Genomic DNA, 11,611 nt, shown 5'->3' on the forward strand with positions numbered 1-11,611 from the left:
AGAATAAAAGTTGTCCTTACTAAACTGAGGAAGACCCTTCGTTCCTCAGGGTGACGTTACGTTCGGGATGACGATAGTGGGGTATTTAATAATTCATTGATTATCAGAATCTAGTAAAAACTTGTCATTGGTACAACAGTAACAACTAACTGTACGGGACTCCGCTTTTGGGACTTCACAAGCTTTCTTTGCTCGGTTTTCCTGATATGTACACCTTTAATCAGTTTTGTTATGTCGAACTCACGTTAACTTACTGCAACTTTTCCAAATCCCGGATCAGTATCTTTTTACGATCGAAGTTGATCAGGTTTTTCTCTTTCAGCTCATTTAGAATGGTTGTTACAGTTTGCCGGCTGGTGCCGGTGAGGTTAGCAATGTCTTTATGCGTCAGTTTGGTAGGGATCATGGTTTCGAATCCTACTTTTTTGCCTTTCCAGGCTGCTGCGTCTTTCAGGAAGTCGATGATCCGGGTGCGGGCATCTTTGAATACCAGTGATTCTATTTTTCTTTCCAACTTTCGTATCCTCAGGCCAATGAGCTTATATACCTTGAAGCTCAACTCCTTGTTTTCAGCCATAAGAGCCTGCATTTCTTCAATGCTGATCGGGCATACCGTAGTATTGTCATCCATGGCTTGAGCAAAATCTTCGCGTTTTTCTTCTCCGGCCAGGGCCAGTTCACCAAAGATCTCCCCTGTAGTTAATATTGCTTTGACTACCTCTTTTCCATCTTCAGTATAATGGCCGATCCTCACTCTGCCGGCAGCGATCATATAGATGCTTTTAGCTGGCTCTTCCGGAAAATAGATGAAATCATTTTTCTTAAAATAGTTGAAACTGTGCCGTTCCGAGATGGTTTTAATTTTGTGCGGGCACATGAGGTTAAAAAGATCTACATCTTCAAAATACCAGAGTGTCGAGTTTACGCTCATTGCAATAAAACTTTCCCTTTTATTGGTCTAAAAAACGGTTATTTAATGTAAGTTAGTAAATAAAATCGCTTAAATAAACAGATACAACAACTATGTTCCTCAGCGACATTATCCTCTATCCCATTAAGTCCTTGCCAGGTGTACGGATAAACGAAAGTAAGGTTGAGCCAAGGGGTCTTCAATATGATCGCAGGTGGATGCTTGTTGATGAGGACAATAAGTTTATCACCATCCGGCAGCACCACGATTTACTTTTGTTTGACCTGCAAATAGAAGGTAAAGGGTTTGTAGTAAAACATCGTGAAACAGGAGATGCTCTTGAGCTACCATGGGAAATATCGGACGGAGTTATTGTAAAGGTGAAGATATGGGACGATGAAGTGGAGGCTATCACCGGAAATGATAACTGGGGAGCCTGGTTTGAAGATAAGCTGGGTATTGCATGCCGCCTGGTATATATGGGTGATCAAGCTAAGCGCCCCATCAAACAGGAATGGTCGAAAGACGGGGAAATTGTAAGCTTTGCAGATGCCTATCCACTGCTCGTGATTGGCTCGGCTTCTTTGGCAGACCTTAACCAAAAGTTGGAAAAACGCATTACCATCGACAGGTTCAGACCAAACCTTGTTTTTGAAGGGGGCGAGCCTTATGAAGAATTCCGGTGGGGAAAATTTAAAATAGGAGAGAACCTTTTTCAGGGACTTAAACCATGTGAGCGATGCATTGTCACCACCCTGGATCCTGTAACTGCTGAGAAAGGACGGGAACCTCTTTTGACCCTATCAAAACAAAAGATCAATAACAAAATTGTATTTGGGCAGCACGCTTATGGCATTCACTTTGGTACAATTAAGGTGGATGATAATATCGAAGTGCTTCAGTATAAAGATTCTCCTTATGATCCTGTTTAAGTTATTGCTGATGGTTAACTTTACGGCAAACTAAAAGCATGGCTTTTCTATATCTCAAGGCGCTACATATTATTTTTATTGTCACCTGGTTTGCTGGTTTATTTTATATTGTAAGACTTTTCATCTACCAAACAGAAGCCAGTGAACGTTCCGAACCAGATCGTTCGATACTCATAAAAGAGTATAAGCGAAACAGTAAACGTCTATGGTTTGGTATCACCTGGCCATCGGCAATTCTGACCTTTATCTTTGGCATATGGGTACTCTTACAGGTGCCTTCATATCTCAGCCAGGGCTTTATGCATATTAAGCTGACCTTTGTATTTTTTCTATATATATATCATTTTGCCTGCCACAGAATATACAATCAACTGCAGCAAGATAATTATAAGTACAAATCGCAACTACTAAGGATTTGGAATGAAGTGGCAACAGTATTACTCGTTGGCATTGTGTTTATTATTGTATTAAAAAATGCGTTGAGTATGGTATGGGGATTGGCCGGTCTGATAATTTTCACCGTGCTATTAATGTTAGCAATACGGATCTATAAAAAAATAAGAGAGTCGAAATGAAGATAAACAATTTAGTCATTCTTTTGCTCCTCGTTATTATGTGTGCCTGCGGGGATAAAAAAGAGGAGAAACAATTACCAGTATTAGGCAGAAAGGAGATCACACCTACGGATACTATTTATCATACTATTGCCGATTTTAAGTTCGTCAATCAGGATAGTACCTGGGTAACGCCCGAGACATTCAGGAATAAGATCTATGTCGCTGATTTTTTCTTTACGTCATGCCCTACCATTTGTCCGATCATGAAAACACAGATGCTTCGCGTTTACGAGACTATTCAGGATAAGCCGGATGTGCTGATCTTGTCGCATACCATTGACCCGAAGCATGATACTGTTGCGGTTTTAAACGAATTTGCTGAAAGGCTGGGGGTAAAAAGTGACAAGTGGCATTTTGTGACGGGCGAAAAAGATGACATTTACAAAATCGGTCAGACCAGTTATATGGTAACTGCCTCTGAAGATCCGACAGAGCCGGGAGGATACATACACAGCGGGGCTTTTATTTTGGTGGATAAAGAAAAAAGGGTGAGAGGGGTGTACGATGGCACTAAACCGGACCAGGTGGACAGGTTGATAAAAGACATAGATGTATTACTCAGAGAATATAAATAGTGTCTGTAAGAAAACGCCAATGTCTGCGTTATGCTTGTCCCAAAAATGCTCAGGTGCCTCAGTATGCTCCGCTTTTTGGAACTTCATCCCGCCATTTGGCGGGAACGTTTTCTTAAAGCCACTAAATAGAAATATGAAATATTGCCTTGGTCTGTTAAGTTTAGTTGTCTTTTGCTCTTGTAGCGGAAAAGGTGGAGAGACCAAAGCTTTAAGCCACACGGAAAAAGTAAAGCTGGAGCAGTATATGGTTGCGGGTCAGCAATTATATATGCAGCACTGTAGTGCCTGCCATCAGGCTGAGGGGCAGGGACTGGCAAAGCTTTTTCCCCCGTTGAAGAATTCAGATTATTTAAATGATAATGTTGAAGGAGTGGTTTGCGTTATAAAAAATGGCCTGAGCGGTGAAATAGTGGTTAATGGAGTTACATACAACCAGCCAATGCCTGCTTTACCGCAGCTTACCTCGCTAGAAATAGCTGAAATAGCCACTTATCTGTATAATAGTTGGGGGAGAAGTGAGGGGGTGATCAACGTAAAGGAAGTGGAGGAGATGCTGGAGAAATGCGAGCCGTGATTATAGCATATACTTCAGAGGGATAGTTATACTTTCGGTGCCTACGTCAACTTTTATTTTGGTATCATCATAAGAGGGAGGTCCGAATGCCCCCAAAGATTTCCTGGAAAAGCCGAATCCCTCCCGGGGAATACCAAAGAAGTTTTTATCCAGTATGCCATTTTTATTCTTGTCATAAATAATACTTACCGAGTAATAGCCGGAAGGCAAATTTTCGAAAATAACATCCTTTGTGACTCCTGTCACCTCAATTATCTGACTTCTGAAATCATCCTGAAGATAGCTTTCTTTAGAATTAAAAAGCGCAACAATGAGCTGACCCTCCGGGGCTTTTATGTTCTCAATGGTGATATGAAGTATCCCATCGGCCTGCGGTTGGTGCAGGGATAGTAGAAGAGAGAGAAGAACAGTTGCTGTCATAGTTGCAATTATAGCAAATATAGTTCTTTTCGAGGCGTTAGCAGTGTCGGCATACCTCCTTAGGCACAGGCACCACCTACTGTAAGCCTGGCATAGATAGAAGCTCTTCCAGCCTTTAAAGGCTTAGAAAGTAGATGCACATTTATAGGTACAAAGCTACAGTTAGGGTAGCACAACGTGAAGTTTATCGAATAACAGGCAGATCACTATTAACAGATGCATGATTTACGTATATTAATGAATCAGCAAGAGGATCAGAACCGGATATAAAAATGATCCATAAAAAAGGATATTGCTAATGAATAAAATATGTGTTCCGACATTTCTCTCTGCTATTTTGTTGGTATCCATTAGCGGTTTTACTATCGATAATCAGGCTGATGACCTGGAAAGAAGTATGGAGCGGGGCAATGAGCTGTATATAGCCCATTGTATTACCTGTCATATGCATGATGGAAAAGGTATTCCAAACGTGTTTCCTCCGTTGGCTGCATCTGATTATATGATGGAAGACCTGGACCGGTCTATTAAGCAAATTATATATGGCGCTAGCGGGGAAATGGAAGTAAATGGTGTTGTTTATAATGGGGTAATGTCAGGCTTTGATCTGTCTGACCAGGAGATAGCGGATATACTCAACTACATCCGTAATAGCTGGGGAAACAAAGGAGAAATAGTAACGGCCCAGCGTGTGGTTGAAGTGAGATAGTGTCAGTTAAGCAATAACTTCGGACTTCGGACTTCCGGCTTTATAACAACAGTCAGAACTCGAAATAAATTGTCAATTTAAAAAACAATAAGATGAAACTGCAAAATGTATTCATTGGTGTTCTCTGTCTTGCTTGTTTCACTACGGTACAGGCACAATCAGATAAGGAGCAGGTACAAGCTGCTATTCTTGATTATGTTGAAGGTATCTACGAGGTGCAGCCCGAGCGGATCAAAAGAAGTGTACACCCTCAACTGATGAAGAAGGGCTTTTGGAGGCCTCAAGATCAAAGCGCTTACAAGGATGAAACGGTTATGACTTTTGATCAACTGGTGGAACTGGCTGGTAAATGGAATGCAAAAGGCTGGTTGCCAGAGGATGCCCCCAAGGAGATAGAAATTTATGATGTGCTGGATAAAACTGCGGTGGCTAAGTTAACTGCATATTGGGGTGTCGATTATTTCCATTTAGCTAAATATGACGATAAGTGGATGATCACAAATGTACTTTGGCAGAGCCTTCCTGCCCAGGAGAAGGTAGCTCAAAATGACTAGGCCATGGCAGATTTTACGCTTAACATTAATCAGCGCAGCTACAATGTACATGTAAGTCCTGATACACCGCTGCTATGGGTCTTAAGAGACGCCATTGGTTTAAAAGGCACGAAGTTTGGCTGTGGTAAAGCCCTTTGCGGAGCCTGTACAGTTCACCTGGACGGCAACGCCATTCGCTCATGTAGCTTGCCGGTTTCTGCTGTAAAAGGAAAAATCGTCACCATTGAAGGGTTGTCAGAAAATGGAGATCATCCGCTGCAGGAGGCCTGGAAGGAAATAGATGTGCCCCAGTGCGGCTACTGCCAGGTAGGGCAGATCATGTCGGCAGCAGCTTTGCTGGCAAGAAAACCGCAGCCCAGTGATGAAGATATTGACACAGCCATGTCCGGTAATATCTGCAGGTGTGGGACCTACCCAAGAATAAAAAAGGCCATTATTATGGCTGCTGCGAAGGGGGGTGCGAAATGAGCACAATAGCCAAAATTCGCAGACGTGATTTTCTAAAGATCAGCGGCATCACTGGTACCGGGCTTATTCTTGGTTTTGGGATATCAGCTCATGCAAAGGAAAATATAACTACGCACTTTGAGCCTAATGCGTTTCTAAAGATCGGCTCGGACAACAGTATTCTCATCTTTGCTAAAAATCCGGAGATAGGACAAGGTGTAAAGACCTCCCTGCCCATGATCATAGCGGAGGAGTTGGAAGTGGACTGGGACAAAACTGAAGTTGTACAGGCTCTGCTTGACCCGCGACTTGGAGCACAGTTTGCCGGGGGAAGTACTGCTGTAAAAATGAACTGGCAAACATTGAGAAATGCAGGCGCGACAGCTAAACATATGTTGATTGCTGCTGCATCAACAGAATGGCGGCTTCCTGAAAATGAATGCTACGCAGAGAATGGAACTGTAAAAAATAAACGTAACAAAAAGGTTTTGACCTATGGCCAGTTGGCAGAAAGAGCCTCCAGGCTGGATGTGCCACAGGAGGTGAAATTAAAGGATAGCAAGGATTTTAAGATCATAGGAACAGCGAAAAAGGGTGTTGATAACCATAAGATAGTAACCGGAACAGCAGAATTCGGTATAGATGCCCGAAAGGAGGGAATGCTTGTGGCAGTGATTGAAAAATGCCCTGTTTACGGAGGGAAAGTGACGGGCTATGACGATTCCGAAGCTATGAAAGTAGAAGGTGTCCGTCATGTAGTGAAGATTGATCCGTTAAATCCTGTAGACCGCATTGCCGGAGTGGCTGTTGTGGCGGATAATACCTGGGCAGCAATAAAGGGCCGAAAGGTTCTAAAGGTGAACTGGGAATATGGTGATGGAGCAGATGAAAATAGCGAAAGCATTACAGCAAGATTTCGGGAATATGTTAATAAAAAAGGGCGGATCGATTTGCGGAACGAGGGAGATGTAGATGCCATTTTTGATAACTCTGCTAAAGTGAATGAGGCTATTTACGAAGTGCCCTTCCTTTCACACGTGCCTATGGAGCCGATGAACTATTGTGCAGATGTCAGGGAGGAGGAATGCCATTTGTGGGGTCCCACCCAGGTACCTGGTTCGGTTCAGCGGTTGGCTGAAAGCATCACCGGCATTCCCCGGGATAAAATTACTGTGCACATGACCCGTGTAGGCGGAGGCTTTGGGCGGAGGTTGATGGCAGATTATGCCGCTGATGCGATCACTATTTCTCATGCACTAAAAAGTCCGGTTCAGGTGGTATGGAGTCGCGAAGATGATATTCACCACGATTATTTTCGGCCAGCCGGCATGTACAAATTGAAGGCTGCTCTGGACGAAAGGAATAAGCTGGTGGCCTGGGAGCTGAAAGCATCTACAACTTCACGGTATCTGTTTCGTGAAGCAGACCAATCACCACATGTCACAGAAGTTTTTCCTGACGGATTTCCGGCCGGGTTTGTTCCCAATTTTCGAATGGAATACACTCCCGTAAAAACTGTGGTGCCTACAGGAGCATGGCGGGCTCCAGGGCATAATGCTACTGCTTTTATAGACCAGAGCTTTATTGATGAGATGGCGTATGTTGCTGATAAAGATCCGGTAGACTTCCGGCTGGAAGTTTTGGGTGAAGAGGATAGGGAGATGCCATATTCAGATCACGGTGGACCTACCTACAGCACCAAAAGGCTTAAAAATGTTATCAGATTAGCTGCCGAAAAATCTGAGTGGCGAAGCAAAAAGAAAGGTACCTACAAGGGTTTTGCAGCACATTTCATGTTCGGTGCTTATGTAGCCGAGGTGGTGAGTATTTCCATGAATGCTAAAAACCTACCCCAAATAGAAGAAATATGGGCAGTGGTGGATTGTGGTATTGTAATCAACCGGAGTGGTGCCGAGGCTCAGATCGAGGGCGGCATAATCGATGGTCTGGGTGCTACCATATTTGGCGAGGTGACTATTGCCGGAGGGATGGCCGCACAAAGCAATTTTGACACTTACCGTATGATCCGGATGCATGATGCTCCGAAGATCAACATTCACCTTGTAGAGAGTAATGAAGCCCCGGAAGGTTTGGGGGAAATGTCGTTACCTGTGATCAGCGCTGCATATACCAATGCCATTTTTGCCGCTACAGGAAAGAGGATACGAAAATTGCCGGTGCAGTTATCAGAAATCAGTTCGTAAAAAAAAAGTTTTTATCAGAGTGAAGGAATTTAGAAATATTATAAACGAGTATCGCAAGATTGATTTTGAACAGAAGCAGGCTGCTTTGGCTACCGTTGTAAAAGTCAGAGGCTCGTCCTATCGTAGTCCCGGTGCCCGGATGTTGATTACGAATGATGGACGCTGGGTGGGCTCTATTAGTGGAGGTTGCCTGGAGGGAGACGCCCTGCGTAAGGCCCGGCAGGTGATGATGAGTGGAGAACCCCGGCTGGTCACCTATGACACCACAGAAAATGGCAATAGCCTGGGAGTGGGTCTGGGGTGCAATGGTGTTATTGATGTGCTGATCGAACCTATTGACCCGGCAAAGAGTGATCACCCGATCACCAGGCTGCAGCAGTTTGTTAACTGTGAAAATCTTACAGTGATGGCTACAGTCTTTAGGTCCGAAGGACAGCGAAAGGTGGATGTGGCTGATCAGTTTTGGCTGGACCACAAGGGAATGATCCATGGAAGCATTTCAGATCCTGGGCTAAAGCAACAGATACACCAGGACCTTTTATCGGTCAGGGGAAACTTAAAGCCTGCGATCAAATATTATGATGGAGAGTGTGTGGAGGTATTCTTTGAAATTATCGAACCGGTTATCGACCTGTTGATTTTTGGTGGAGGCTTTGACGCCAAACCTGTGGTGGAAATTGCGAAAATGATGGGATGGGATGTAACAGTTATCGATGAATGTATTGCTCATGTGGCTCCTGTTAATTTTCCATCGGCCGACAATGTGATGTTCTGTAAGAGGGAAAATGTGTCTGAGAAAGTGAAGGTTAAACCGTATTCGGCAGCAGTACTGATGTCGCACAGCTATGAATATGATCTGCAGGTGCTGAAAAGGATCTTGCCCACTAGCTTGAACTATATTGGTATACTCGGGCCAAAGAAAAGGACGGAGAAGATGTTTGCAGAAATGGAGGGCGAAGGTATTCGCCTTTCAACTGATGATAAATACCGGATCCACAGCCCTGTTGGGCTCGACATAGGTGCGGAGACTCCGGAGGAAATTGCTCTGTCAATAATCACGGAGATACAAGCCAAATTTACCAACCGTAGCGGGGGCTTTCTAAAGTACCGAAATGCACCGATCCATCAGCGAGATGGCAAGGATGATCAGGTATTTAGGCAGGTGTATATTAATCAGGAGGACAGCAGGGCTGGATCAGGCTGAGTAAATTTACCAGGGTGGATTGGTAGCTGTTTTGTCTATTGCTTCTGCAGACTGCCAACTTTTCTCCAATCAAAATATCACAAGCTGATTTGAAGCTTTCACTTAATGTTTATCATCTGACTATCAGTATGTAATGAAAACTCGTCATTGGTACATGAGGAAGGATCTTACTAAGTTGTTAATGGAATCCTAGTAAGATTCTTCGGTTCTACTATATCGAACTCACGTTAATGTTTATTAAAGTTTTCCCAATCCCAGGGAGTGTCTATGTCAATATGCCCCTGAGGAAAGGGGATAGAAAAGGCTTTATACCTGCTTAGAAGTGCTTTTGCCCCTGAGTGATCGTCTATTTTCAGGATCTCTTTGAAATACCTGCGATCGAACAGTACCGGAACACCTGCCGTGCCATTGTATGAGGTGGCCACTATGGAGTTGCCCTGCTCGTAGGCTTCTGCAAGTTTTACTAAAATAGAGTGGTCAAGAAAAGGCTGATCGCAAACTATAATGATTGCTGCGGAAAGACCGGGGTGTAGCTTGTTAAGCTCCTGAAGGCCGAATTTCAGAGAATTTCCCATCCCTTTGTTCCAATCCAGGTTAAATATGACATGGGTATTCAGGTGCCGGATATCTTTTTTTATCTCCGTATAATTTGCCCCCAGCACTGTTACGGTTATATCCGTGGTGCGCAAAGCGGTTTTTATACTTCTGCGCAAAAGCGTTTCCCCATCATGATGCAATAACTGTTTGGGTTTACCCAACCTTGATGAAGGCCCTGCGGCCAGTATAATGATCCCGATCTTGCTCACAGGGTCAAGTTAAACATTTATTTGTTTCTGCTCTTCCCCCAAAAAGAGGTATTTCCCATGTTCAACTGTAAATTGATCGATCCATCGGGAGAAAGGAGAAGTAATGGGATCATACTTCCCTTTAAGAGGATGGTTAATTATCGTTAAATCGATAGTAGGCTTTATTGACCAAATCATTAACTACCCTTGGCAGGAGGTCCAGTTTAAGCGCTATCTTTTTACATAGCTCAAGCTCGCTTTGATCAATATCTCCATCTACCATCATTAAGGCTACCAGATCATTTACCTGTTGGATCTTTTCCTTGTATTTTTTCGGCACAACAAATTGAATATCAGCCGGATTATTTTTGATGTTTTGGATCTCTTCGGAGCTCATCCTGAGCCTTTGTGCCACCCGGGTTAAGAGCGCCCATTCTTCTTCGGCCAGGTGACCATCGGCCATAGCAACGGAAATCAGGTTTTTAATATGGCTTTTCCTTTCTTCACTGCCAGATGAAAATATGTCTAAAAGACCCATAACTTTCTAAGAGGATAGTTGGTTTTTAAAAAAAAATGCAAGTTTTTCTGAGCTTATATTCCCGTTAACAGCATTTTAGTAACCCCTATATTTCATAAAAGTTCCCATAATATAAACTAACTTGATGAAGTTCACAGATTTAGTTGACTTTTGTCATTCATTTCAATAACCAACAACACTAATTTGGTGAAAAATTAACAGTATCATGAAAAAAATTCTCGTTCCGGTAGATTTTTCCAGACAAGCGGCTTATGCTCTGGAGTTTGCTGTTGACCTCGCAAAAAAAATTAAGACCCGAATAGACGTGCTGCATGTTGTTGAGTTTCCGGTAGGCACTACCATTGACCCGGTCGGACTGCCCGTACCGACACAGTTGGATGCCGATTTTCTTGATGTGCTTAAAGAAAATGCCGAAAAACGAATGACCACGTTCTTAAAAAAGGTCCCAGAAGATATAAATACCAAGCGTAAGGTAGATGTTGGTAATCCTTACATCAATATTACAGAATATATTACCGAAGAAGATATTGACCTGGTGGTGATGGGAACGAAAGGTGCCAGTGGTTTAAAAGAATTTTTTATAGGATCTAATGCTGAGAAAGTCGTGCGAATGGCCAGGTGTCCGGTCATCACAATGCACGAAAAACCTAAGGCTAACGATATAAAGGATATAGTATTTGCTACTGATTTTGAAGATCCTTCCGAAGAGTTAATTACTGAACTGAAGCGCCTGCAGAAGTTGCTTGATGCCAGGCTTCACTTGCTTAGGGTAAATACACCCAATAATTTTGAAAGAGATAGAGTAGCCAAACCTGCCCTGGAGAAAACGGCAAAACGCTATATGCTGAAGGATTATACGATCAATATTTACAATGATGTTTATGAAGACCAGGGTATACTGTCTTTTGCCCAAGATATTGGCGCTGATATGATCGCTTTGGGTACCCATGGAAGGACGGGCATTAAACATCTTATTTCCGGCAGCATAGCAGAGGATTTAGTGAATCATGCTACCCAGCCAATCTGGACTTACCATATTCCGAAGAAGAAGTAGCTTAACGTGAGTTCGATAAAAAAGCTTAAAAATAGGGCCGTCATTCTGAGGGGAGGGAAGGATCTCCCTAAGTTTTGAATAGTACCCC

General features: G+C 43.2%; 14 protein-coding genes. 10 read left to right on the plus strand and 4 right to left on the minus strand.

Annotated features, from left to right (window positions below):
- Positions 1-250: 250 nt before the first annotated feature.
- Positions 251-931, minus strand: coding sequence for a Crp/Fnr family transcriptional regulator (locus tag C900_RS26015; protein ID WP_040497599.1), 681 nt, complete (start codon positions 929-931; stop codon positions 251-253).
- Between the two features lie 92 nt (positions 932-1,023).
- On the opposite strand from C900_RS26015, the gene C900_RS26020 reads away from it, so the two are divergent.
- From C900_RS26020 to C900_RS26035, 4 genes are all read left to right on the plus strand, one after another.
- Positions 1,024-1,842: an MOSC domain-containing protein gene (locus C900_RS26020; RefSeq protein WP_009583429.1), complete on the plus strand. Its 819-nt coding sequence runs from the start codon at positions 1,024-1,026 to the stop codon at positions 1,840-1,842.
- A gap of 38 nt (positions 1,843-1,880) precedes the next feature.
- Positions 1,881-2,417 carry a CopD family protein gene (locus tag C900_RS26025; protein ID WP_009583430.1) on the plus strand — a complete coding sequence of 179 codons (537 nt, stop codon included), beginning with the start codon at positions 1,881-1,883 and terminating at the stop codon, positions 2,415-2,417.
- A complete protein-coding gene (locus tag C900_RS26030; RefSeq protein ID WP_009583431.1) occupies positions 2,414-3,034 on the plus strand; it encodes an SCO family protein in 621 nt (206 codons plus the stop codon). Before C900_RS26025 ends, C900_RS26030 begins: the two co-directional genes overlap by 4 nt.
- A 133-nt stretch (positions 3,035-3,167) precedes the next feature.
- Positions 3,168-3,608, plus strand: a complete 441-nt coding sequence (locus C900_RS26035; RefSeq protein ID WP_040497600.1) for a c-type cytochrome — start codon at positions 3,168-3,170, stop codon at positions 3,606-3,608.
- Here C900_RS26035 and C900_RS26040 read toward each other — a convergent pair whose 3' ends face one another.
- On the minus strand, positions 3,609-4,028 hold the full coding sequence (locus C900_RS26040) for a DUF2141 domain-containing protein (protein WP_009583433.1): 420 nt from the start codon (positions 4,026-4,028) through the stop codon (positions 3,609-3,611).
- 298 nt (positions 4,029-4,326) lie between these two features.
- On the opposite strand from C900_RS26040, the gene C900_RS26045 reads away from it, so the two are divergent.
- The 5 genes from C900_RS26045 (at position 4,327) to C900_RS26065 (ending at position 9,146) form a co-directional block, all read left to right on the plus strand.
- Positions 4,327-4,737, plus strand: a complete 411-nt coding sequence (locus tag C900_RS26045; RefSeq protein ID WP_009583434.1) for a c-type cytochrome — start codon at positions 4,327-4,329, stop codon at positions 4,735-4,737.
- A gap of 92 nt (positions 4,738-4,829) precedes the next feature.
- Positions 4,830-5,291 carry a nuclear transport factor 2 family protein gene (locus C900_RS26050; protein WP_009583435.1) on the plus strand — a complete coding sequence of 154 codons (462 nt, stop codon included), beginning with the start codon at positions 4,830-4,832 and terminating at the stop codon, positions 5,289-5,291.
- A gap of 3 nt (positions 5,292-5,294) precedes the next feature.
- Positions 5,295-5,759 (plus strand): (2Fe-2S)-binding protein, encoded by a 465-nt coding sequence (locus C900_RS26055; protein ID WP_009583436.1) that lies wholly within the window; start codon positions 5,295-5,297, stop codon positions 5,757-5,759.
- Positions 5,756-7,942, plus strand: a complete 2,187-nt coding sequence (locus C900_RS26060) for a xanthine dehydrogenase family protein molybdopterin-binding subunit (protein ID WP_009583437.1) — start codon at positions 5,756-5,758, stop codon at positions 7,940-7,942. Before C900_RS26055 ends, C900_RS26060 begins: the two co-directional genes overlap by 4 nt.
- 19 nt (positions 7,943-7,961) lie before the next feature.
- Positions 7,962-9,146: an XdhC family protein gene (locus tag C900_RS26065; RefSeq protein ID WP_009583438.1), complete on the plus strand. Its 1,185-nt coding sequence runs from the start codon at positions 7,962-7,964 to the stop codon at positions 9,144-9,146.
- Between the two features lie 227 nt (positions 9,147-9,373).
- Here the strand turns inward: C900_RS26065 and C900_RS26070 are convergent, their stop codons facing one another.
- Together C900_RS26070 and C900_RS26075 are read right to left on the minus strand one after the other, a co-directional pair.
- The gene (locus tag C900_RS26070; protein ID WP_009583439.1) at positions 9,374-9,952 is read right to left on the minus strand and encodes a nucleotidyltransferase family protein; all 579 of its coding nucleotides are present in this window, start codon (positions 9,950-9,952) and stop codon (positions 9,374-9,376) included.
- Positions 9,953-10,085: 133 nt separating this feature from the next.
- Positions 10,086-10,469 carry a tellurite resistance TerB family protein gene (locus C900_RS26075; protein ID WP_009583440.1) on the minus strand — a complete coding sequence of 128 codons (384 nt, stop codon included), beginning with the start codon at positions 10,467-10,469 and terminating at the stop codon, positions 10,086-10,088.
- A gap of 205 nt (positions 10,470-10,674) precedes the next feature.
- On the opposite strand from C900_RS26075, the gene C900_RS26080 reads away from it, so the two are divergent.
- On the plus strand, positions 10,675-11,523 hold the full coding sequence (locus tag C900_RS26080; RefSeq protein ID WP_009583441.1) for a universal stress protein: 849 nt from the start codon (positions 10,675-10,677) through the stop codon (positions 11,521-11,523).
- Positions 11,524-11,611 lie beyond the last annotated feature (88 nt).

The sequence above is a fragment of the Fulvivirga imtechensis AK7 genome (genome assembly GCF_000331535.1).
In the GTDB taxonomy this organism is placed as follows: domain Bacteria; phylum Bacteroidota; class Bacteroidia; order Cytophagales; family Cyclobacteriaceae; genus Fulvivirga; species Fulvivirga imtechensis.